Annotated in this window: 20 protein-coding genes and 1 pseudogene; all 21 read right to left on the bottom strand. The window is 41.2% G+C overall.

What is annotated here, in order from left to right:
- Positions 1–518: 518 nt before the first annotated feature.
- Positions 519–1,415, bottom strand: coding sequence for a tRNA pseudouridine(55) synthase TruB (gene truB, locus ACTWPM_RS06985; RefSeq protein WP_443132344.1), 897 nt, complete (start codon positions 1,413–1,415; stop codon positions 519–521).
- 71 nt (positions 1,416–1,486) lie between these two features.
- On the bottom strand, positions 1,487–1,837 hold the full coding sequence (rbfA, locus tag ACTWPM_RS06980) for a 30S ribosome-binding factor RbfA (protein ID WP_443132343.1): 351 nt from the start codon (positions 1,835–1,837) through the stop codon (positions 1,487–1,489).
- Positions 1,838–1,864: 27 nt separating this feature from the next.
- Positions 1,865–2,143 (bottom strand): DUF503 domain-containing protein, encoded by a 279-nt coding sequence (locus tag ACTWPM_RS06975; RefSeq protein ID WP_443132342.1) that lies wholly within the window; start codon positions 2,141–2,143, stop codon positions 1,865–1,867.
- Positions 2,140–4,221, bottom strand: coding sequence for a translation initiation factor IF-2 (gene infB / locus ACTWPM_RS06970; protein ID WP_443132341.1), 2,082 nt, complete (start codon positions 4,219–4,221; stop codon positions 2,140–2,142). The genes ACTWPM_RS06975 and infB overlap by 4 nt, the downstream gene beginning before the upstream one ends.
- An 8-nt stretch (positions 4,222–4,229) precedes the next feature.
- A complete protein-coding gene (locus tag ACTWPM_RS06965) occupies positions 4,230–4,544 on the bottom strand; it encodes a YlxQ family RNA-binding protein (RefSeq protein ID WP_443132340.1) in 315 nt (104 codons plus the stop codon).
- Complete coding sequence (rnpM, locus tag ACTWPM_RS06960) at positions 4,541–4,816, bottom strand: RNase P modulator RnpM (protein ID WP_443132339.1); 276 nt, start codon at positions 4,814–4,816, stop codon at positions 4,541–4,543. The genes ACTWPM_RS06965 and rnpM overlap by 4 nt, the downstream gene beginning before the upstream one ends.
- Before the next feature lie 12 nt (positions 4,817–4,828).
- The gene (nusA, locus tag ACTWPM_RS06955) at positions 4,829–5,935 is read right to left on the bottom strand and encodes a transcription termination factor NusA (protein ID WP_443132338.1); all 1,107 of its coding nucleotides are present in this window, start codon (positions 5,933–5,935) and stop codon (positions 4,829–4,831) included.
- Positions 5,936–5,949: 14 nt separating this feature from the next.
- Positions 5,950–6,426: a ribosome maturation factor RimP gene (gene rimP / locus ACTWPM_RS06950; RefSeq protein WP_089750959.1), complete on the bottom strand. Its 477-nt coding sequence runs from the start codon at positions 6,424–6,426 to the stop codon at positions 5,950–5,952.
- A 345-nt stretch (positions 6,427–6,771) separates the two neighbouring features.
- Positions 6,772–11,064 carry a PolC-type DNA polymerase III gene (locus ACTWPM_RS06945; RefSeq protein WP_443132337.1) on the bottom strand — a complete coding sequence of 1,431 codons (4,293 nt, stop codon included), beginning with the start codon at positions 11,062–11,064 and terminating at the stop codon, positions 6,772–6,774.
- Between the two features lie 97 nt (positions 11,065–11,161).
- Positions 11,162–12,865: a proline--tRNA ligase gene (locus ACTWPM_RS06940; protein ID WP_443132336.1), complete on the bottom strand. Its 1,704-nt coding sequence runs from the start codon at positions 12,863–12,865 to the stop codon at positions 11,162–11,164.
- A gap of 110 nt (positions 12,866–12,975) precedes the next feature.
- Positions 12,976–14,232, bottom strand: coding sequence for an RIP metalloprotease RseP (rseP, locus tag ACTWPM_RS06935; RefSeq protein ID WP_443132335.1), 1,257 nt, complete (start codon positions 14,230–14,232; stop codon positions 12,976–12,978).
- A 16-nt stretch (positions 14,233–14,248) separates the two neighbouring features.
- On the bottom strand, positions 14,249–15,394 hold the full coding sequence (gene dxr, locus ACTWPM_RS06930) for a 1-deoxy-D-xylulose-5-phosphate reductoisomerase (protein ID WP_443132334.1): 1,146 nt from the start codon (positions 15,392–15,394) through the stop codon (positions 14,249–14,251).
- 15 nt (positions 15,395–15,409) lie between these two features.
- A complete protein-coding gene (locus ACTWPM_RS06925) occupies positions 15,410–16,210 on the bottom strand; it encodes a phosphatidate cytidylyltransferase (protein ID WP_443132333.1) in 801 nt (266 codons plus the stop codon).
- Positions 16,211–16,226: 16 nt separating this feature from the next.
- Entirely contained in the window at positions 16,227–16,994 is a 768-nt protein-coding gene (locus ACTWPM_RS06920; protein WP_443132332.1) for an isoprenyl transferase, read from the bottom strand.
- 282 nt (positions 16,995–17,276) lie between these two features.
- Entirely contained in the window at positions 17,277–17,834 is a 558-nt protein-coding gene (gene frr, locus ACTWPM_RS06915) for a ribosome recycling factor (protein WP_443132331.1), read from the bottom strand.
- 2 nt (positions 17,835–17,836) lie between these two features.
- The gene (pyrH, locus tag ACTWPM_RS06910; RefSeq protein ID WP_422168689.1) at positions 17,837–18,559 is read right to left on the bottom strand and encodes a UMP kinase; all 723 of its coding nucleotides are present in this window, start codon (positions 18,557–18,559) and stop codon (positions 17,837–17,839) included.
- A gap of 115 nt (positions 18,560–18,674) precedes the next feature.
- Positions 18,675–19,559 carry a translation elongation factor Ts gene (tsf, locus tag ACTWPM_RS06905; protein WP_443132330.1) on the bottom strand — a complete coding sequence of 295 codons (885 nt, stop codon included), beginning with the start codon at positions 19,557–19,559 and terminating at the stop codon, positions 18,675–18,677.
- Positions 19,560–19,688: 129 nt separating this feature from the next.
- Positions 19,689–20,426, bottom strand: coding sequence for a 30S ribosomal protein S2 (gene rpsB, locus ACTWPM_RS06900; RefSeq protein WP_443132329.1), 738 nt, complete (start codon positions 20,424–20,426; stop codon positions 19,689–19,691).
- 162 nt (positions 20,427–20,588) lie between these two features.
- Entirely contained in the window at positions 20,589–21,068 is a 480-nt protein-coding gene (locus ACTWPM_RS06895; protein WP_443132328.1) for a hypothetical protein, read from the bottom strand.
- A 778-nt stretch (positions 21,069–21,846) separates the two neighbouring features.
- Positions 21,847–22,623, bottom strand: coding sequence for a FliA/WhiG family RNA polymerase sigma factor (locus ACTWPM_RS06890; protein ID WP_443132327.1), 777 nt, complete (start codon positions 22,621–22,623; stop codon positions 21,847–21,849).
- 395 nt (positions 22,624–23,018) lie between these two features.
- Positions 23,019–24,776 (bottom strand): annotated as a pseudogene (locus tag ACTWPM_RS06885) (Hpt domain-containing protein); the annotation flags it as partial.
- Positions 24,777–24,869: the final 93 nt, after the last annotated feature.

Below are 24,869 nucleotides of genomic sequence, written 5' to 3'. Positions count from 1 at the left end.
GAATAACGAACCCTGCCAGAATAGAGTGTGCTCTTTTTCTTAACAGGTCTTAAATGCTCCTATGACAGGTTATTCCCCATCTTTATAGCATGACAAATCCTCATGCTCCCATGCTCATTTTGTGCATCAAGAAGATATCTTAAGTGGTTTAGAGTTGCTGATTTGGCAAATTCCGGAGGGGGACGATGAAGAGTCCTGCGGGATGAACATGATCGGTGAGATCCCGCAGGGCTGTTAAGCCCGAGGAAGCTCACCACATGCCCGCGGAAAGTGTTCAAGAGCGGAATCGCCCCGATAGACACGACACGCATAAGCAGGAAATTCAAAAGGGATGCGTTCATTCGTCCCGCTGAAATTCCTGCTTATGACGCGAGTGTCTGGGCGATGCAGCTGGCCCAAATCGTCCCCCGAAGGACCTTCCTCATAACCAATATCTCGAAACTGAGTCTTAAAGTAAACGGCCCTTTAGTTTAATAACCAATTTATAAACATAACAACCGAGTTTAATAAATATTTTATTAAAAGACTCGTACGGGTTTTACATATCCTGCCTTAGTTGGATGCTGCTGATAGATGGCCAACGCTTCTTCTTCACATAGTACTAGAAAGTTATCGGCATCAAGATGCTCTGGCTTATCTAATACCCGCCCATGTTGAATCAGAGGCTTCATATCCTCCGTTACCTTCCAGGATGGCATGTGGGCTAGTCCTCTTTTTATGGGTAACAGGAGTTCATCGTGTTTTTGCTCATCCACTTTACGTTGAATTTCGTCAAAGCGAAAACACTCTTGCTCGGTAATATCAGCTGTCTTTGTACGCACAAGGGCGGACATATGGGCAGGATATCCAAGAGCGCGTCCCAAATCTGCGCAGAGCGTTCGTATATAAGTCCCCTTTGAACATACGACTCGAATAGAAAAAGAAGCCGTTTGTTGTTCAAACACTAAATCATCACTGGTTAATTCTATTTCTTCGATTCTTACCTGACGCTTAGGTCGTTCAACTTCAATGCCTTCTCTAGCATATTCATATAACTTCTTTCCATTTACTTTAACAGCTGAGTACATAGGAGGAATCTGCTCGATATCCCCTCGAAAAGAAGCTATTACTTTTTTAATTGTTTCTAAGTTAAGTAAAGGCTCAACCGCTTTTCTTTCGATTATTTCACCCTCAGCATCTTCTGTAGCTGTTGAGTAGCCAAGCATTACCGAAGCTTCGTATACCTTTATCGTATCGGTTAAAAATGGAACGATTTTAGTAGCTTTTCCTACACATAAAGGTAATACTCCTTCTACTTCCGGGTCAAGCGTTCCCGTATGACCAATTTTCTTAGTTCTTAACATCCCTCTTGCTTTACTTACACAATCATGGGAAGTAAATCCTTTAGGCTTCCACAATGGAAGAATCCCATCCATGAAACCACCTCAGAGTAAGTTTTTTTACACACATAGAATCCGTGCTGCAGGAGCACGGATTCGTCATAACCTTAGCTATCTGTATCATTTAAATCGCGAAGGATCGTTTCAATACGATTTCCTCTTTCAATCGCCTCGTCAAACTCAAACATGATTTCTGGAGTTTTACGAAGACGAATACGCTGCCCGATCTCGGAACGTATGAACCCTTTGGCTTTTGCTAGACCAACCAGGGTATCATGTTTTTGTTTTTCATCCCCTAATACAGAAATGTAAATCTTAGCTTGCTGCAAATCGCCAGTGACTTTCACTTCAGTCACTGTAACAAAGCCCACACGCGGGTCTTTGATTTTTTTGCCGATAATATCGCTTAATTCTTTCTTCATTTGTTCTCCGACGCGATTGGCACGTAAATCATTCATAACTTCTTCACCTCTTCTAAACGAACGTTATAGCCATTCCAGAACGGTTTCCGTTCTTTCCAATTCTGGAAAAGAATCGATGAAGGACAGGGTCCTTTGAATGGTTTGTTCGGCTATAACCTTATCACTGGCTATCGTAACTAAACCGATACATGTGCGCTGCCAGAGATCTTGATAATCAAGTTCACTGACAGCTACATTGAATTCATTTTGAATCCTTGTTTTCACACGCTTGAGGACAGACCTTTTTTCCTTCAGCGACTGAGCATCATAGATGATGCATTCGACCTCAGCACTCAAAATCATGTGCGTTCGATTTCCTGCATTTCATACGGCTCGATAATATCTCCAACTTTAATATCATTAAAGTTTTTGATCGTAATTCCACACTCATAACCTTGCTGAACTTCTTTAGTATCATCTTTATAACGTTTAAGGGCATCGATCTCCCCTTCAAATATAACCACGCCATCACGAATAATACGTACTCCGGAGTTACGGGAGATCTTTCCATCTGTTACATAAGAACCAGCGATTGTGCCCACTTTGGAAACTTTGAAGATTTCCCGAACCTCAACTTGACCTATGATTTTCTCTTCATATTCAGGATCAAGCATTCCTTTCATCGCTGCTTCAATCTCTTCCATTACTTTGTAGATAATGTTATGAAGTCGAATCTGTACATCCTCGGATTCAGCAGCTTTTCGGGCATTGCCATCTGGTCGGACATTAAATCCGATAATGATCGCGTTAGAAGCAGCGGCCAGGGCCACATCCGATTCTGTGATAGCGCCAACACCCGTATGGATGATTTTAACTTTAACGCCTTCAACGTCAATTTTCTCAAGAGAACCCGCTAGAGCTTCCACAGAGCCTTGAACATCACCTTTAACAATCAAGTTGATATCTTTAATATCCCCTTGTTTGATTTGTTCAAACAAATCGTCCAGGCTTACTTTAGCTGTAGAGCTTCGATTTTGTTCAAGAGCCTTCTGGGCGCGTGCTTCACCGATAGAACGTGCTTTCTTCTCATCTTCGAACACGAGGAATCGATCGCCTGCTTGAGGTACATTATTTAAGCCTGTTATTTCCACAGGAGTGGACGGTCCTGCCACTTTCACGCGGCGTCCGACATCATTCACCATGGCCCGTACACGTCCATACGTATTTCCCACGACTACGGAGTCGCTTACGTTAAGTGTTCCATTTTGGACGAGAAGGGTTGCAACAGGGCCACGACCTTTATCAAGCTCTGCTTCAATAACCGTTCCATTCGCAAGACGGTCAGGATTAGCTTTCAATTCTTCCATTTCAGAAACGAGTACAATCATTTCCACTAACTCATCGATTCCTTCACCTTGGACCGCTGACATTTTAACAAAAATGGTTTCGCCACCGTAATCTTCAGCAATTAATTCATATTCCATTAATTCCTGCATTACGCGATCAGGATTCGCACCTTCTTTATCCATTTTGTTAACAGCAACAATAATTGGAACTCCTGCAGCTTTTGCATGACTAATTGCTTCCTTCGTCTGCGGCATAACGCCGTCATCCGCTGCTACTACCAAAATGGCAATATCTGTAACCTGAGCACCGCGGGAACGCATGCTGGTAAAGGCAGCGTGACCTGGTGTATCAAGGAAGGTGATTTGTTTCTCATCATGTTTGATCTGGTATGCACCAATATGCTGTGTAATTCCTCCAGCTTCACCTTCCGTTACTTTCGTATGACGGATTTGGTCGAGTAATGTAGTTTTACCATGGTCAACGTGTCCCATAATCGTCACGACAGCTGGTCGTTCTTTCAAGTCTTCAGGATCGTCATCAAATGCGATGTTTTCGATATCCGTTTCATCAACGATTACTTCTTCTTCCACTTCCACATTAAATTCATCACAGATCAATTCAATGGAATCAGCCTCAAGTTCCTGGTTTTTTGTAGCCATTACGCCTAGGAACATTAATTTTTTTATAATTTCAGAGGAATCTTTATTTAGCTTTTCAGCCAGCTCTCCTACCGTTAAGCTTCCGGAATACGTAACTTTTTCTGGAGTTTGTTTCTTCTGCTTTTTCTGAGGAGGCTGCTGCTGGTTGGAAAACTTTTGATTTTTCTGGTTTTTATTCTTATTATTTTTCTGGTTTTTCTGGTTTGGTTTTTGCTGCTTATTAGATGGTTTAGTGTTCTTTTGGCCATCAGTTTTTTTAGCTTCAGTCTTTTGCTGACCTTTGCCAAAAGCTTGGTCCAATTGTTTCGCCACATCATCCTCTACGGTTGACATATGGTTGGAAACTTCCACATTCATCTTCTTCAATTGCTCAATTACTTGTTTACTTGCTAATTCATTTTTCTTGGCATATTCATATACGCGCATTTTAGTCATATATATCTTCACCCCCGAATAGATTCATCGAGTAGCGATTGCAACTTTTTCGCAAATCCTTGGTCAAGAACTGCGATCGCGACTCTCCCTGCCTTTCCGATGGCTTGTGATAGTGTTTCCCGATCATCCACCATGTAGCAAGGTATATCATAAAAGCTGCATTTATCTGTCAGCTTTTTTTTTGTTTGTTTTCCTGTATCCGAAGCGATAAGAACGATTTTTGCTCTGTTTTTTTGGATATCACGAACAATCGCTTCTTCCCCAAGTGTACACTTTCCGGCACGGAAAGCTAATCCTAATAAATTCAAATAACGTTTGTTCATTTTTCGTCTGCCTTAATTGTTGCTTTTAGTTCTTCATAAACGGCTGCGTCTACAGATGCATTCAAATGGCGATTCAACACCTGTTGTTTTTCTGCTTTTTCTATCACATCAAGGTCTCTGGAGAGGTATGCTCCTCGTCCGTTTTTTTTGCCGGATTCATCTACAAAGACTTCTCCTTCTTTGTTGCGAACGACCCTGATCAACTGTTTCTTAGGGTACATTTCTTGAGTAACTACACATTTTCTGAGCGGTTGCTTTTTAGAACGGGACATGAGTTCCCCTCCTTACTCATCAAACAATTCATCTTCTAATTCTTCGTCGAGCTCACCTTGTTCATTCTCATCAAGCAAACCCTGTTCACGTGCTTCGCTTTCACTCTTAATATCAATCTTCCAGCCGGTCAATTTTGCAGCAAGACGAGCGTTTTGACCACGTTTGCCTATAGCAAGAGAGAGTTGATAATCAGGAACGATAACCGTTGTGGCCTTTTCTTCCTCATCCACAAGAACTTCCACTACTTTTGAAGGACTTAGAGCATTAGAAACATATTCAATCGGATCTTCCGACCACTGAACAATGTCAATTTTTTCACCCTTTAATTCATTAACGATAGCCTGAACCCGCTGACCTCGCTGGCCGACACAGGAGCCGACTGGATCAATTTCCTGGTCCTCAGCGTAAACAGAAATTTTAGAGCGATCCCCTGCTTCCCGAGCAACCGAACGTACTTCTACGGTGCCATCATAAATCTCAGGAACTTCCATTTCAAACAATCGTTTTAAGAGTCCAGGGTGTGTACGGGAAACATAGATATGAGGACCTTTATTACTGTTTTCCACCTTAGTTACAAATACTTTTAAACGATCATGAACTTCATAAGTTTCCGTGGGCATTTGTTCGCCTTCAGGCAGTCTCGCCTCAATTTTACCAAGGTTAACATAAACAAAGCGTGGATCTTTACGCTGAATAATGCCAGTCATGACGTCTTCTTCACGGTCAACATATTCACCATAAATGATGCCTCGTTCAGCTTCCCGCACTCGCTGAGTCACTACTTGTTTGGCTGCCTGCGCCGCAATTCGGCCGAAGTCCATAGGTGTTACTTCGACTTCAATGACATCTTCTTCCTCATAGTTTGGATCAATTTCTTTTGCGCTTTCTAAAGCAATTTCCTGCTGGGGATCCATCACTTCATCCACGATTGTTTTTCTGGCAAATACTTTCATGCTGCCTTCATCTTCATTAATATCTACCCGAACATTGGTGGCTGAATTAAAGTTCTTTTTATATGCAGAAATTAACGCAGCTTCAAGTGCTTCCAACAACAAACCTTTGTCGATGCCTTTTTCCTTTTCTAAATAATTCATGGCATCAAATAGTTCACTACTCAACAGTTTTCTCCCCCTTAGTTAAACGTGACAGCCAGATTCGCCTTAGCGATTTTGCTGAATGGTACTTCCAGCTGTTTCTTTTTTGTTTTTATACGAATTTCTACTATAGCTGTTTCATTTTCGAAAGAAACGAGCGTTCCTTCGAATTCTTTCTCTTGATCAATGGGTTCGTATAGTTTCATATATACATGTTCGCCTACATACTTTTTAAAATCTTCTTGAGTTTTTAAAGGTCTTTCAGCCCCAGGTGAAGCTACTTCTAAAAAGTATGGAAACTCAATAGGGTCCTCTTCATCAAGTTTTTCACTCAATTTCTCAGAAACCTGACCACACTCTTCAATATCTACGCCTTCAGGTTTATCGATAAATACACGAAGGTACCAGTTTTTCCCTTCCTGTTTATACTCGACCTCAACCAGCTCCAGGTTCATATCCTCCAAAATTGGCTGAACGAGCTTTTCCGTAACGGCTGTTACATGATGATGACTCATGATTTTCCCTCCTTTAAAAACACTTTTATACATTTTAATTTAGTATGGCATCTAATCATTGATTTCATTTCAATCTTGCTTGAGCGGTGAAGACTAAAGTAGGTCCACGAGAAACCGCTATGAAATAAATCATAGCGGTCGAGTCACTCGGCCTTGAAGCCTCTAATGGTTCCGGTTTCTTGACAGTCATCAGCATTAAATATGACGAAAGAGTGGGTTGCCCCACTCTTCTGGTCGTCCATATCGCTCTTCTCACCATAAAAAAATATACCATAGATGCTTAAAATATGCAATAGAGGAAGAACGGTACCACTACTTAGAAGGTAAAGACTTCCTTGATGTTCATCAAAACAAAGAGAGCTGATTCTCATCAGGCATTCCTTCCAAACAACCGAAGTTATCCAGATACTCAAGCACAGTCTTTGAAATCCTGCTTCTTTCTCTTAAATCCTGTTTAGATAAGAATTCTCCTTCTTCTCTAGCTTTTACAATGTTAATAGCTGCGTTCGTCCCTAATCCATCCACAGCATTAAACGGAGGAATTAATTGATTGTCTTCCACAAGAAAGTCAGTGGCACTGGATTCATATAGATCCACATTCTTAAAGCCATAGCCGCGCTCACACATTTCCAAGGAAAGTTCCAGCACGGTCATAAGGCTCTTTTCCTTAGGTGTTGCATCTAGACCTTTAGCCTGAATTTCCTCAATTCGTTTTCGAATCGCTTCTGATCCTTTAACCATCGTCTCTAACTCAAAGTCACTGGCTCTTACTGTGAAATAAGCTGCGTAAAAATAGATAGGATAATGGACTTTAAAGTAAGCTATGCGTACAGCCATCAGTACGTAAGCCGCAGCGTGAGCTTTAGGGAACATGTACTTGATCTTTTTACAAGAGTCAATGTACCAGTCTGGCACCCCATGCTTCTTCATTTCTTCAATCCACTCGTCCTGAAGCCCCCGGCCCTTACGAACAAATTCCATAATTTTAAAAGCTAATGAAGGCTCAAGACCTTTATGCATAAGATATACCATGATGTCATCACGGCAACCGATAACTTCAGGAAGTGTACAAATCCCATCATTAATCAACTGTTCAGCATTACCAAGCCAAACATCCGTACCATGAGACAGACCAGATATAATAACTAGTTCAGCAAACGTACTAGGCTTTGTATCCTCAAGCATTTGCCGTACAAATCTCGTTCCAAATTCAGGAACGCCAAGCGTCCCTGTTTTACACATAATCTGTTCAGCATTTACACCTAGTGCTTCCGGTCCGCTGAAAATCTTCATTACTTCCGGATCATCCACAGGAATTTCCTTCTGATCAATTCCACTTAAATCCTGGAGCATACGAATAACGGTAGGGTCATCGTGCCCGAGTATATCAAGCTTCAGCAAGTTATCGTGAATAGAGTGGAAATCAAAGTGTGTAGTTCGCCATTCCGATTTTGTATCATCTGCTGGAAACTGAATTGGAGAAAAATCATAGATTTCCATATCATCTGGCACTACGATAATCCCTCCAGGGTGCTGCCCTGTCGTACGCTTAACCCCTGTACACCCTTGAACCAGACGGTCAATTTCAGCATTTTTATACTGCAGCTGGTGATCGCCAGCGTAACCTTTAACGTAACCATAAGCGGTTTTTTCAGCAATTGTTCCTATAGTCCCCGCACGAAATACATTGGCTTCACCAAATAAATATTTCGTATAATTGTGAGCGTGAGGCTGGTATTCACCAGAGAAGTTCAGATCAATATCGGGTACTTTGTCGCCTTTAAATCCTAGGAATGTTTCAAACGGGATGTCCTGTCCATCCTTACGGAAAGCTGTACCGCACTCAGGACAATCTTTCTCAGGCAGGTCAAATCCACTGCCCACCGACCCGTCCGTGAAAAATTCATGGAACTGACATGATGGACAAACGTAATGGGGCGGAAGCGGGTTTACTTCGGTAATATCCGTCATCGTTGCGACAAAAGAAGACCCTACAGAGCCACGGGACCCAACGAGGTAGCCATCCTCCAAGGATTTTGTTACAAGCTTCTGAGAGATTAAATAGATTACAGCAAATCCATGGCCAATGATGCTCTCCAGCTCTTTTTCCAGTCTTTTTTCAACCAGCTCTGGGATTGGATCGCCATACAGGCTCTTCGCTTTATTATAAGACATCTCGCGGATTTCCTGGTCTGCACCTTCGATATTAGGCGTAAAGAGGTCTTCCTTTACCGGGGTTACTTCACCAATTTGAGACAAGATCTTACGAGTATTAGTGACTACTAGTTCTTTAGCTTTGGCATCTCCAATAAATGAAAGCTCTTCAATCATCTCATTTGTGGTTTTGAAGTGAACATCAGGCAGCGTCTGTCGATTAAGCGGATTACCACTTTGTGAAGCAATCATTATTTGCCGGTATTGCTTTTCATGAGGTTCTACATAGTGGGTATTACCTGTAGCCACTACTGTTTTCCCAAGGCGTTCTCCCATCGCGACCAGTCTTTTCAGAATGTCATAGATTTGAGCTTCGTTCTGAACCAGGTCTTTCTCGAGTAAATGATAATAGTTACCTGGGGGTTGAATTTCGATATAGTCGTAGAACTCAGCAACCTTTTCTGCTTCTTCTTCTGACTTTTGCATGATCGTTTCGAATAATTCACCTTTGTCGCATCCGGAGCCCACAAGAATACCTTCTCTCAGCTTGGCTAAACGTGACCTGGGTATTCTGGGCACGCGGTAAAAGTAATCCACATGTGCCTCTGATACTAGTTTATAAATGTTTTTCAGCCCGGTGCTGTTAGTAGCTAGGAGCGTACAATGAGAAGGACGTGAGCGCTGATATGCTTTTCCTTCCCCCATATAATCATTTAAATTCTTATGATTTGTAATGCCACGCTCTATGGCTCGCTTAATAAGCTTCCACAATAAATAACCCGTTGCTTCAGCGTCATAAATAGCCCTGTGGTGCTGAGTTAATTCGATGTCGAATTTCTTACAAAGTGTATTTAACCGGTGATTCTTAAGCTCTGGCACGAGAAACCTTGCCAGTTCGAGCGTATCGATAACTGGATTTTGGGCCTTCTCATACCCAATCGCTTTAAAGCCTGCATTCAGGAATCCCATGTCAAAGCTTGCGTTATGAGCAACAAGTATATCGTCATCCATCCATTTATGAAAATCTTTTAATACTTCCTCAATCTCTGGTGCATCTTTAACCATGTCATCTGTGATTCCAGTTAAATCCACAGTGGTCTGGGACAGAGGCTGATGAGGGTTTGCAAAGGATTCGAATCGATCAATAATTTCCCCGCCTTTAACTTTAACGGCTGCTAGTTCTATGATTTTATCATAGACAGCAGATAGACCCGTTGTTTCTACGTCAAAGACAACGTAAACATCAGATTCGAGATCACGATCCTGTTCTTCATACGCGATCGGAACACCATCATCGACCAAATTAGCTTCAAGGCCATAAATAACTTGGATCCCGTTTTTTTCACCAGCTGCATGGGCATCCGGGTAAGCCTGGACAACGGCGTGGTCTGTGATCGCAATTGCTTCATGACCCCATTCTGCTGCTTTAGCGATAAGCCTCGATGGAGATACTGGAGCATCCATCTGGCTCATCGTCGTATGAGAATGAAGCTCAATTCGTTTTTCTCCTTCTGGAGCTTCGTCTTTTCGCAGGTTAGGTTTAACTTCATTAATGTCATTAGCCATCATAGTGAGTTCGCTCGTAAAATTGTCCGTTTGAATACTTCCGCGTGCCTTTATCCAAAGTCCTTCTTTTACATGCTTAAACATTTCTGCATGCTCGTCTCCACGTGAGAACATCTTTATGGAGAAAGAATCCGTATAATCCGTAACTTTAAGAAGTAGCAAAAACCTGCCTGATCGAAGTTCTTTCACTTCAGCATCAAACACATATCCCTGCACAATTTTGCGACGCTCTTCTTCCAAAATATTTTCCATAGGTTCAGGATCCTCTTGTATTTTGTACCCAATCTCAATAGGTCCCTTAGGCTTGGAATCGTCTTTCTCTTTTGCCCGCTCTTCTTGATCTTTGACCGCCTGCTGGACGATCTTCTTATCCTCTTTCTGGCGCTCTTCCTGGAATTTTTTAATTTGTTCCTGTTCCTCTTTTACTCGTGTTGAGACCATATATGGAGGAAGTCCTGACTTTATACAAAATTTTTGCAATGGTTCTTCCAGCTTCTTCTTAACTGCATGACTTTCAGCCAAATTTCTACAGGTTAACATAATCTTGTTTCCGATAATCTCCGGCTTTTGCTCCATCAGCAGATCTTTATAACCCGGAGACAAATTGGTCATCGTTTTGATAAACCCATTCCAATATTCAAGAGTATCGCTTTCTGTGATGTCTTTTTCATTGGTTTCAATGGTCCAATTTACTTCAGCAATTGCTCTAAAAGCTGATTGGAGTTTTGTAGTAAACAACTCATAAACCGCCGGTGGTAATGGCTGTTCCATTTTAAAATGAAAATGCCACTCTTTCGTTTCTCGATAAACGATAAGCTTTTCCATCGTGCTATCTCTAAAATGAGGTTCAATCAGTTCGTGTGGAAACTGGATCTGTTCCAGTAAATAATGCATTTTATCCTTATTGGTCACACCCAATATGATTCCTCCCCCTATTCTCCCCTGTGCAAGGTCTTTACATGAATATACCCCTGCTCACCTTTAAGCAAGGGTATATTCAAAGCTGTACTTGAAGTCAGGCTTTATACCAATTGGTTACATAGTCCAAAACTTCTTTTTGTTCCAGATCAAACTGTTCACTGGAGATTCGTTCTTTTACTTCTACAACCCCTTCAGAAGCACGCTTTCCTACCGTAATACGAAGCGGAATTCCAAATAGGTCGCTGTCAGCAAACTTAACGCCGGCACGCTCTTTACGATCATCATACAAAACTTCTACTCCTGCTTCAATGAGTGTGTTGTATAGAGCATCTGCCAATTCTTTCTGTTCATCTTTTTTAGAATTTAAGGATAACAAGTGAACTTGATAAGGTGCAATATTCTTAGGCCACGTGATCCCACTTTCATCATGGTATTGCTCTACAATAGCTGCGAGTGTCCGGGATACACCAATACCATACGACCCCATAATCATTGTCGTTGCTTTCCCTTGATCATTCAGGAAAGTGGCATTCATTCGTTCTGAATAAAACTCTCCAAGTTTAAATACGTGGCCCACTTCAATACCTCGAGCAAATAAGATCTTTCCTTCACCATCCGGAGATGGATCTCCTTCTTCGATAAATCGGAGGTCAGCATATTGGCTGACTTGGAAATCTTCACCTGGAGTAACATTGGTAAAATGATAGCCTTCTTCATTGGCTCCGCAGGAAACGTTAACAAGAGCTTCTACCGCAAAATCTGCTACAACTTCAACATCTTCAGCCACTTGAACAGGGCCTAAAGAGCCGAAACCCGCACCTATGACTTCTTTTGCTTCTGCTTCACTCGCAAGCTCAATAATTTCAGCATCATATAGATTTTTAAGTTTCACATCATTTACTTCATGATCACCGCGAGTAATGGTCATAACTAACTTTTCATCCACTTTAAATAAAATGGACTTTAATCCTTTTTGAAGTTCGTGACCTAGAAAGTCCGCTACCTCCCTCATGGTTTTTTGATCAGGTGTATGGACTTTTTTAATATCTAAAGGAGTTTCATCAGATTTAGTGTATGTCTGGTTCACCGGAGCCATTTCAATGTTTGCGGCATAACGTGAAGTATCCGAATAAGCAATTACATCTTCACCTACTTCAGAGAGTACCATGAATTCATGTGTATCTTTACCACCCATAGCACCTGAATCTGCAATAACCGCTCTAAAATTCAGACCGCATCGCCTGAATACATTCGAATAGGCATCAAACATTTGCTGATACGTTCGATCCAAGCTTTCATAAGACTCATTAAAAGAGTAAGCATCTTTCATTAGAAATTCGCGCCCTCTTAAAAGGCCAAATCGTGGACGAGCTTCATCACGGAATTTTGTTTGAATCTGATAAACACTCAAAGGAAGCTGTTTATAACTTTTTACCTCATTGCGAACCATGCTGGTGATTACTTCTTCATGAGTTGCTCCTAGTGCAAACTCTCGCCCATGACGATCGTTTATTCTCATTAATTCGGATCCAAAAGTCGTCCAGCGTCCAGTTTCTTTCCATAATTCCGATGGTTCAAGCGCAGGCATCAACATTTCATGAGCACCAATCTTTTCCATCTCTTCTCTTACAATAGCTTCCACCTTAGAAAGGACCCGTCGTCCAATTGGTAAAAAGCTGTAGATTCCTGAAGCAAGCTGACGTATGTAACCAGCACGAACGAGGAGCTGGTGGCTCATAATTTCGGCATCTGCAGGATTTTCTTTCAAAGTAGGGATCAGCATTTGGCTTTGTTTCATTAGATGCACCTCAGTTCTATGAATTAATAAATTTTTTATGTTCATTAACTTAAAAAGCAAGCCGGAAGCCAATGAGAGCTGTTGTCTCCACAGGCTTCCAGCTCTTTATTTTACAAGAATAGTCGTTGGATATCATTCCATGTGACAAGCAGCATCAACAACATTAACAAGGCGAATCCGATAAAGTGAACAATCCCCTCTTTCTGAGGATCTACCGGTTTTCCGCGTACCCCTTCTAAACCAACAAACAGCAAACGTCCGCCATCAAGGGCTGGAAGCGGGAGTAAATTTACAATACCAAGGTTAATGCTTAGAATCGCTGTCCACATAATGAAGTTTGTTAACCCCGTTTTTACCACTTGATCTGTGGCATCATATATACCTACGGGGCCAGATAACATGTCCAGTGAAAATTGTCCGGTCACCAATTTACCAAGATTAGTTAAAATCAACGTAGACCATTCATAGGTTTGAGTAAATCCGAACGTAATCTTTTTGAAGAAAGAATCTTCAAAAGAAGTCGCTACTCCAACTTGGCCAATCTCCATGTCCTGATTCTCAATCGTTGCTGGGGTAACAGCTATCTGCTGGGTCTGACCCTCACGATCCACCGTCATCGTAATTTCCTCCGACGGGTGGTTGCGTACAATTGTGGTGAATTCATCCCAGCTGCTTACGGATTCTCCATCAATGGCGATGACTTCATCACCTTTTTGAAGTCCAGCAGACTGTGCAGGTGAGCCTTCTTGGATTTCGCCAAGTACTGCTTCGTTCGACGGGACCCCTTGAATAAATCCAAGAATCATGAAAAGAACAATAGCAAGTACAAAATTCATGAGAGGCCCAGCGAAGAGCTGCATTGCTCTTTGAGGGACAGATTTAGAAGCAAATTGGCGATCATAAGGAGCAATTTGTGTTTCTTTTTCATCCATAACGAACATAGCTTTGGGATCCACTTCAAAGACCAACCGCTCATCCTCATCAATTTCGTAACCTTCGATCATTAAACGATGATCAAGGTCAGCTCTTTCTACCTCAATCACCCGAGCATGAGGATGCTTAGATTTATTATTGACAATAATCCGCTTGACCTTTCCTTCATCATTGAACTCAAGACCTACATGATGGCCCGCCTTTAGTTCAACTAGTTCAGGATCCTCACCGGCCACACGAACATAACCGCCAATAGGTAGAAGACGAATCGTGTACAATGTTTCATTTTTTGTGAAAGCAAATATTTTTGGCCCGAAGCCAATTGCAAATTCACGTGCAAGCATGCCAGCTCGTTTGGCAAAAATCAGATGCCCCCACTCATGCACAAACACCAGTAGTCCGAACATGAGTATAAATGCAATCACTGTAGTCAAATGAAGCACCTTCCTTTTAATTTAAATGGAAACGAACTCGTTTCCTAGTTTCCTCGTCAATAGAAAGTATGGTAGACAAGTCAGGGTTATGAATACGATCGTGATTTTCCAAAGACTGTTCGATCTTTTTCTCTATATCCAGAAATGAAATTTCTCCTTCTAAAAACAGCTGAACGGCTTCTTCATTAGCTGCATTTAACACAGTCGTCATGGAACCTCCAGCACGTCCTGCTTCATAAGCCATCCGCAGACAAGGAAAACGTTCAAAGTCCATTTTCTCAAAGTTCAGAGTAGCTATTTCCTCTAAATTAAGCTGTTTTGTAATCGGTAAATTCAGTCGGTTTGGATAAGTTAAAGCGTATTGGATTGGAACCTTCATATCAGGGGTTCCAAGCTGAGCCATGACACTTCCATCTACATACTCAACCATTGAGTGGATGACACTTTCTCTATGAAGAATAACATGGATCTGGTCATAAGGTACATCAAAAAGCCAATGAGCTTCAATAACCTCTAAACCTTTATTCATCATAGAGGCAGAGTCGATTGTGATTTTTGCTCCCATACTCCAGTTTGGATGATTAAGAGCATCTTTAACCGTCACTCCTTCAAGTTCTTTTCTTGTATTATCTCTAAAGCTCCCCCCTGATGCCGTAACAATTAACTTATGAAGATCTTCTTTACGTTCACCATTCAGGGATTGGTATATGGCAGAGTGCTCACTATCCACAGGTAATAGTTCTACCTGGTGTTTGTGAGCTTCTGCCATTACAAGATGACCGGCGGTTACGAGCGTTTCTTTATTAGCGATGGCAATCAGCTTTTTAGCCTGTATAGCTTTAAGTGTTGCTGGGAGACCTATGCTTCCCATTACAGCATTTACTACAACATCTACCCTGTCTTCAACACTCGCTTCAATCATACCTCCACTTCCAGTAAGAATAGGAGTTCCATTTACATGACTTTCTAACCTTTTCTTTGTATCTTCGTCTTGTACAACGATCAAGCGAGGTTTGAATTCCTTTATAAGTGGCAATGCTTTCTCGATATTCCGGCCAAAGGCCATAGAATGGAGGGAAAATTCTTCAGGGTGCAGACGGATCACATCCAAGGTTTGCAATCCAATAGACCCTGTTGCGCCTAGCAAAGTTATTTGCTTCATTATTCGCGCTCCTCTCTAAATTGAGATGAAATTAATGAGGTGAAGAATCGGCAGGATGAAAATTAAGCTGTCAAAGCGATCAAGCACTCCACCATGTCCTGGCAGGATTTTTCCTGAATCTTTAACCGCATAGTGCCGTTTGAATGCTGACTCCACTAAATCTCCAATCTGGCCCGCAATCGAAACGAGTACAGTAACGAGAATCACTATGAAAAGAGAATGATCAAGAGGAGCAACCGATTGGAAAATAATCGCTACCAGTACAGCTAGAAGGACGCCGCCGACGGAACCTTCAATTGTTTTCTTTGGGCTTATCTGCGGCCACAATTTGTGTTTTCCAAATGCCCTTCCAAACACATAAGCGCCCGTGTCTGTGGACCACACCACAAACAAAGCAAAGAAAATATAAGCAAGTTCCGCCTCTCGCGTTTCAATTAAATAGTTAAAGCCCATCCCTATATAGATAGCTGATAGTAGCAAGAATCCAGCGTCGTCAAATGTAAAGCGGTTCTTTACAAGTACGGTATAGCTAAGCAGTACCAGTACAGCAAGTAAAGTAATTTCTGATTTTGTAATTAAATTCTCTAAATCCATGTAAGCATTCAGATCCCTGTAAGGGAACATAAGTGCCCACATTAATAACAAACCCAGCCCCGAAGGAACAGAGTATCTTGAAATTTTCTTCATTCTTACAAGCTCCAGGAGAGCAATACTTGCAATGATATAAATAAAGATTCTAAACAGTGTCCCACCGGTCATTACGATCGGTAAAAATATTAAAGCCGCGACTACGGCCGTTATTGTCCGTTGTTTCATAGCATACGTTCACACCTTATACTCCGCCATAACGACGTTTCCTTTTTTGGTAATCAAGCAGCGCCTTTTCAAACTGGCTTTCATCAAAGTCCGGCCAATACACTTCTGTAAACCAGAACTCTGCATATGCTAACTGCCACAATAAAAAGTTGCTCAAACGTTGTTCCCCACTAGTCCGTATTAGTAAATCCGGCTCAATTAACTCACACGTGTAGAGTTTAGAGGTAAACAACTCTTCATTAACATCTTCACTGGTTATTTCTCCATCTTCTACTTGAGCTGCTATTTGCTTCACTGCATTGATCATTTCAAAGCGGCTGCCATAGTTTAAAGCGAAATTAAGAATAAGCCCATCATTGTGCTTAGTCTTCTCAGTTGCTTCCTGAACTGCTTTTTTTGTATGGGGTGGCAGAACACTAAAATCACCAATTGTCCTAACTTGGACGTTTCTCTCAATGAGTTCTGGCAAATATGTATTCAGAAAATCTACAGGTAATTTCATTAAGAAATCAACTTCATTTTTAGGGCGTTTCCAGTTTTCAGTAGAAAATGCATAAAGTGTTAAAACTTTTACACCGATGTCCGAAGCATGACGTACAATCCTTTTAACCACGCCCATACCTTCTTTATGGCCGGCAATGCGCGGCATGTTACGGTTTTTAGCCCAACGTCCATTTCCGTCCATGATAATCGCTACATGTTGGGGCAAATGGCTTTGATCGAGACCTAGAGGCTGCGGCTTTATTTCTTTTCTATTTTTTGTAAATGGAAACTTGAGTGGCATACTAGATCCTCCAGTCCGTTTCTTCCATCTTTCTATTATATACTATCATCCTACAACATGCTGAGCATGACATAAAGACCTGTGTAAAAGAAAGCGTAAAGGTGGAAGAATCATTTTACTTCACAAGAGCTTAGGGAAGAAGAGCTCCCTGGTCCTTATTACTACTGTCACAGCATTGCTTTTCTTCAAAGTTATATAACAGACCTAACATAAAAAGCCGCGCTGCCTAACATCAACAGCGCGGCTCTATATACCTATTGGCATAACTGAAAATGAAGCAGATTATACTTCCATGATCTCTTCTTCTTTCGTTTTAGCCAACTGATCGATTTTTTCAACGTGCTTGTCCGTAGTCTTCTGCACGTCGTCAAAATAGGAGCGGAGATCATCTTCAGTTAGTTCTCCGTCTTTTTCAAGTTTTTTCAAACGATCGTTGGATTCACGACGAATGTTTCGAACCTGTATTTTTGCTTCTTCTGAATATTTACCTACAACTTTAGCCAAGTCTTTACGGCGTTCTTCAGTTAATGCTGGAATGTTAATACGTACAACATTTCCATCACTGGAAGGAGACAAGCCAAGATCTGCTTTCTGAATCGCTTTTTCAATTTCCGCAATCGCTGATTTATCATATGGAGTAATAACCAGCAGGCGAGGTTCTGGAGCACCAACCTGAGCCAACTGGTTCAAAGGTGTTGCTGCACCATAATAGTCAACATATACATTGTCCAGAATAGATGGGTTCGCACGGCCTGCCCTTACAGTAGCAAGCTGACGAGAGAAAGCTTGTACGGCTTGTTCCATTTGTTGATTTGTCTCATTAATCACTGCTTTAGACATGATTATTTCCCCCTTACAATCGTTCCAATATTTTCGCCCATTACGGCTTTTTTGATATTACCTTCTTCTGTAATAGAGAATACCAGTAAATCAATATCATTGTCCATACATAATGATGATGCTGTTGAATCCATAACCCCAAGCCCCTCATTTAATACATCCATATATGAGAGCTGATCGTATTTAGTTGCATCTTCATTCAATTTAGGGTCATCGGTGTATACGCCATCCACATTATTCTTCGCCATAAGAATGACATCTGCTTCTATTTCGGCTGCTCTAAGCGCTGCAGTTGTATCTGTTGAAAAATAAGGATTTCCGGTACCTGCAGCAAAAATAACGACGCGCTTCTTTTCTAAATGACGTATGGCTTTACGTCTAATGTAAGGCTCGGCTACTTGTCTCATTTCAATAGAAGTTTGAACACGGGTCGGGATGCCCTGGTTTTCTAAACTGTCCTGCAAGGCTAGAGAATTCATTACAGTAGCCAGCATTCCCATATAATCGGCATTGGCACGATCCATACCCATTTCACTTCCGACTTTCCCGCGCCAGATGTTGCCGCCACCGACAACCACGGCAATTTCTACACCGAGTTCGGCCACTTCCTTCACTTGACGTGAAACAGATTGGATAATACTTGGTTCTAGTCCGAAACCAGCTTCACCGCTCAAAGCCTCTCCGCTGAGTTTCAGTACAATACGACGATAACGAGCAGTAGTCATAGTAACCTCCCGTGTAATTGCTATTCTTTAAGTTGGTCTGCTACAAATTCTTTAGTGTTATGTAGCCTTTGAAAATAGGGAACACGCCATGTGTGTTCCCTATTTTCAGCAGTCATTATTTTTTAACTTGGCTCATTACTTCATCAGCAAAGTTTTCTTCACGTTTCTGCATTCCTTCACCGACTTCGAAGCGTTGGAAAGAAGTAACAGAACCGCCAGCAGATTTAACAAACTGCTTCACTTTTTGATCAGGATCTTTAACAAAGTCCTGTTCAAGCAGGCAAATCTCTTGGAAGAATTTATTCAGACGGCCTTCTACCATTTTCTCAACGATATTTTCCGGCTTTCCTTCATTTAGTGCCTGAGTCTTAAGCATTTCGCGCTCACTGTTAATTTCTTCTTCAGGAATAGCATCTGTAGAAACATAACGAGGATTTACAGCTGCGATGTGCATAGCTACATCTTTTGCTGCAGCTTCATCTGTAGAGCCTTCAAGTACAGTAAGAACACCGATGTTACCGCCCATGTGGAGATAAGCACCAAAAGCGTCATTATCTGTTTTTTCCTGGATAGAGAAGCGGCGCAGGGAAATCTTTTCACCAATTTTAGCTACTACGTCTGTAATATAGCTGCTTAGTACTTCCCCTTCACCATGAAGTTTCTGTTCTAGAGCTTCTTCAACTGTTGCTGGTTTTTGATTTACAAGGTGCTGTCCAAGTTCTTGAAGCAATTTTTTAAACTGATCGTTTTTTGTTACGAAATCCGTTTCACAGTTTACTTCGAAAAGAACAGCTGTGTTACCAGAGATTTCAATTGCGGCTGCACCTTCAGCAGCTACACGGTCTGCTTTTTTCTGTGCTTTGGAAATTCCTTTTTCACGAAGCCAAGCCATTGCTTCTTCCATGTTTCCGTCCGTTTCAGTTAGTGCTTTCTTACAATCCATCATTCCAGCACCAGTTTTTTCACGAAGTTCTTTTACCATTTTAGCGTTTACAGCCATTGTAAAGCCTCCTTATGAGTTGAACTAATTTTATTATGTTTTTAAGCACCTTGCACCGAAGTGGAGGTGCATTTCTTCTTTAAAAAAGGTGATAAAAGGAAAACCCCCTTATCACCTCCTGAAACTTCATTACTCTTGAGCAGCTTCTACTTGAGCTTCTACTTCTTCTGTAGCTTCAGTTTCTTCCCCTTGCTTAGCTTCAAGAACAGCATCTGCCATTTTAGAAGTTAGCAGCTTAACGGCACGGATTGCGTCATCGTTTGCCGGGATAACGTAATCGATCTCGTCCGGGTCACAGTTTGTGTCAACAATTCCTACAACAGGAATGTCCAATTTATGAGCTTCCGCAATAGCAATGCGCTCTTTACGTGGATCGATGACAAACATTGCATCTGGAAGACTCTTCATTTCTTTAATACCACCTAGGAATTTAACTAGACGATCTTTTTCTTTAAGCATGTCAACAACTTCTTTCTTAGGAAGTACATCTGTTGTACCGTCCTCTTCCATACGCTCAATATCTTTAAGACGATTGATACGCTTACGGATCGTTTCGAAGTTTGTAAGAGTTCCGCCCAACCAACGCTGGTTGATGTAGTACATGCCGCAACGAGTTGCTTCGTCACGTACAGTATCCTGGGCTTGTTTTTTAGTACCTACGAAAAGAATGTTACCACCATCAGCGGCTACATCTTTCACATAATTGTATGCTTCATCTACCTTCTTAACGGTTTTTTGCAGGTCGATGATGTAAATTCCGTTACGCTCCGTGAAGATGTATTTCTTCATCTTCGGGTTCCAGCGACGGGTTTGGTGTCCAAAATGAACACCAGCTTCTAAAAGCTGTTTCATAGAAATTACAGACATAATTTGTTCCTCCTGTTTGGTTTATTTTTAGTATCCTCCGCCTTTATCATCTTCTTTTACAAACTCTTTTTGTAAGAGCAACCTATAAAAGAATCCAAAGACGTGTGTATTGACACCGACAGTAAATATACCATAACACCGTGGCTCTATCAAGTTTTTCAACTAATGTTTTTGCTGAAATTTAAGAAATAGTTCAATTTCTGTTTTACCCCTGTCTAATTTCTTCGCAATATCATCTACTGAATAACCCGCCCTGCTTAACTCTTGAATTCGGTAGTTGCCGCTGCGTTCAAAAACGTCTTTCTGTTTGTCGGGCATTGGAGGTGAATAAATTTTGTTTTTTCCCGAAGCTTCATCCAAAGAATCATTCGAGAATCCAGTTTCTTTAGAATCAGATTTACTATCTTCTGTTTTTATTCCTCTTAATGGATCCGTTTCGGACTTAAGCCACTCGCTCATTCGGTTGTTCTCTTCTTTGATTTCAATTAAATATGATGTAAACATATCTTCGATTTCTTTAGCTACTTCCTCCTGGCGCATTTCAAGCTTTTCGTTCTTTTTCACTCTGATAGATAGAGTGATAAAGGCCAATATTAATACACCATCAAATATAAAACTGACGACTAATAAGAACGTGGTCATCTTGATTTTCACCTGCTATACACGATCAGTCTGTTAATACCCTGTCGTTTGTTTTGATTATTCGTGAAGCACTGTAATAAACTCTATTCGTTTCAGCTGACCGGTAAGAAAAGACGGCTGATCCGTCCTTTCCATTAAATAGGCTTTACTGCAAGCAGCAAATAGGCTGAAGTAGAACCTGTTTGAAAAATGACTCTCCAGGGTTGTTTCCATGAACCCAAACGGTATATGACTTTATTCAAGGCTCCGTTAAACATTATGGTTGATTTTTCATAAAAATCTTTCTTAAGCTATCGGGCCGTATATTGTAAGAATCAGTTTCGAGATACCAGGTTACAGTGAAGGTCCTGCGGGAGACGATTCGCTTTCCGGCCCTGCACGATGCAGGGTCGATCGACCCTACGTCGTGTAAGGCCATAGGAAAGTGTTCAAATATGGAATCGCCCCGTTAGACTCGACCAGCATAAGCCGAGCATCAAAAGGCTGGTGGTTTTTCCAGCCGTTGATGAACGGCTTATGTCTCGAGTGTCTGGGTGATGAAACAAGACGAGTTATTCCCCCACCAACCCTTATCCATTTTACGTAAGGGACCTAACTAACTTCCAGTATCGGGAGCTTATCTGTAAAGTCAACACTGAGATTTAATATAGTCTTTTTCAATAGAAGAAGACGTTCCTCTACACGGATTTCTGCCGGTTGAAAATCTGACATTTCTATGTAAGCTACCATTTTATCCTGAAAGACCATTATTTTAATTATTCACACATTTTTCCCGCGCTTAAATTTCCATTAAATACCTTAATGCGGATTTCAGCTTAAATATAGCCTTTGCATGAATCTGAGAAATTCGAGATGTAGTTAAGTTAAGCACTTCGCCTATTTCCGTCAGCGTAAGTTCCTCATTGTAAAATAGACTTATCACCAACTGTTCTTTCTCGTTAAGCTGTTGAATTTGAATCGCCAGCTCCTGATAGTTCTCTCCTTGAATCATTGAAGCCGAGGGAGTCATTGTCTGTTCATCGGGGATAGAGTAACCGATCCCTTCTTTATGTTCCTCTCCCCCTTCTTTCGGTCTTTCTTCCATTGAAAGCACATTAGCGTATAACGAATCCTTAACCGTTTCTTCTACCTCTGCTGCTGTCATATTTAATTCTTTTCCGATTTCTGCTGAAGTAGCCGGCCGCTGAAGACGCTGCTCCAGCTTTTCAGTCATCTGCTCAATCTTTTTTGCCCGATCCCGAACAGAGCGCGGCAGCCAGTCTTCTTTTCTAAGACCATCCATAATAGAACCGCGGATTCTGAAGGAAGCATATGTATCAAACTTTAAATCTCTTGATGTGTCGAACTTCTTCAGTGCATCAAATAATCCGAGCATGCCTAAGCTTCTAACGTCGTCCTTACTTACGCTTTTGGGTAAGTGGGCAGATATTCTCTGCACATGGTAGCTTACTAGGTAATCATAAAGCTGCACTAATTGATTAGCAGCTTCCCCATCTTTACTAGTTGTCCATAGTTCCCATAACTTTTCTTCTTGAGGAGATGAACAGTTTGCCATTATAACCCTCCAAGCTCGTTTTTATATTAATTTCATTTTCTGTATCTCATTATTTATTTTAAAATGTGTGTATATATCAGAAGGCTCTTCTCAGTGTTAGCCTCCTTTTACTTCTGCATGGAAATTGACAGAGGTAGAATCAAACCTAAGTTCTCGTTGTCCGGCTTTCAAACAGCTCGCTGGTCCTCTTATGCTATAAGAAGCAAAAAAGAAAAACCTATCCACCTCGTACAATAGAGATTTTCCATATATTTTACATAAGGGTAAGAAACAGAAAAAGCATCCAAAAATAGCAGCGTACAAGTTCCATTTAATAGATCCACTCATCAAATAATCAGGGAAAGTAATTCAGGCTTTTCCTCTGAAGAAAGTATTTCTCACACGTCTTTCTACAAGACGAGCGGGACTACTTTCCCTCTGAAATCGATAACTTGTTTTCTATGAAAAAACATCACCTCTTCTTTCTTAACAATAGCTGTCTCAATATCGAGCTAAGAGGGATCGCAAATTTCTCTTCTTGCACTTCTACTAGGATGACAGCTATGAGGGAGTTGGACAGAAAATGTACTGCCGCGGTCAATCTCTGAATCTATGGTAATGGTGCCTCCAAGCGATTCGATCGTATTTCTTACCACGTCAAGTCCCACCCCACGGCCGGAAACATCAGAAAGCGTGTCGGCGGTCGAAAAACCACTTGTCATTATTAATTCAAACACCTGTTCCTCGGTCATATTCAAGGCTTGTTGCTCTGTAACTATATCTTGACTTACCGCTTTACGAATCACTTTATCTCTGTTAATTCCTGCACCATCATCAGCTATTTCTACAAATATGTGATTGCCGCTATGGTAAGCTTTTAACTCCAGTTTTCCTGAAGGATCTTTTCCTTTATTTTCCCTTTCCGCCGGCCTTTCAATTCCATGATCGAGAGCATTGCGAATTAAATGAACAAGCGGATCTCCAATTTCGTCTATAACTGTTCGATCAAGTTCAGTATCAGCCCCAACTATATGTAAATCAACTTGTTTACTTAGGGCTCTGGCAAGTTGCCGAACCATGCGACGGAACCGGTTGAAAACTTGTTCGATCGGCACCATCCTCATATTCAGAATAATACTTTGCAAATTCTCTGAAATCCTTGTCATGCTTTCAACCGTTTCATGAAGCTCAGCGTGATTCAATTCACTTGAGAGTCGTTCCAGTCTTCCTCTATCAATTACAAGTTCCTCGAACAAGTTCATTAGATCATCCAAACGATCTATGTTTACACGAATCGTTTTATTTCCAGGCTGCTTTTGACTTGAATCCACTAAAGTCTCTGATTCTATTCTTCCTTCAGACGCTGCTTCATTTACAGTTTCTAAGCAAGAAGTTTCTTCCGAGGATGATGAGTCGGTCGAGGAGGGTTCAAGCAGGAATTCAGCTGCCGTAACTTTCTCAATTTCCGATACTTTATGTATCTTATTTTCTACTTCTTCAATGGTGGAAGTTGTAACCAATAGCACTATAAAACTTTGTTCGAATTCCTCGTTTTCCAACCGATCCACAGAGGGGATAGAAAGAATAACTTCTCCCATCTGCTCCAGAGTCTCAAAAACCATATAAACACGGGCAGCTTTTAATAGACAATCATCTCTTAAAGTGACTTCAATTCGATAGTTTTGCTGACCTTGTTCTTTAGAATGCTCTAGAACCGTCCTTGTAAATGCGTCAATAGAAACACCTAAGGAAGTATGCGACTGCTGGGCAGGTTCTAAGTTAGAAGTTATGGATTTTTCTCCTATTTCAAAACTTTCAAGCATTTTTAAGACTTGTTCAACGTTACGGTTACCAGTTCCTCCATCAGCTATATCCATGACCATCGCTTCTAATTCATCCACTGAGTCGAATACGACATCAAACATGGCAGCATCAACCTTAATTTGCTTATTTCGTATTCCATCTAGAACATTTTCCATCTGATGTGTTAAGTTTGAAAGGTCCTTATACCCCATGGTTGCTGACATTCCCTTGAGTGTATGGGCAGATCTAAAAATTTCAATTACGATAGAAAGATCTTCAGGGTTTTCTTCTAATAATAAAAGATGATCATTAACTGATTGCAGGTGCTCTTTACTTTCATCTATAAACACCTCTAAGTATGGATTATTCATTTATCTTCCCCCTCTCCGATCTAAGAGCGTTATTATACTCGAACCAATTTCTGATAAAGGAGTAACTTTATCGGCTAAATCGGATTTACTAAT

The sequence above is a fragment of the Halobacillus sp. K22 genome (genome assembly GCF_052246795.1).
Taxonomy (GTDB): domain Bacteria; phylum Bacillota; class Bacilli; order Bacillales; family Halobacillaceae; genus Halobacillus.
Note: the sequence above shows the minus strand (reverse complement) of the source record. Positions and strands in the feature narration are given on the sequence as shown.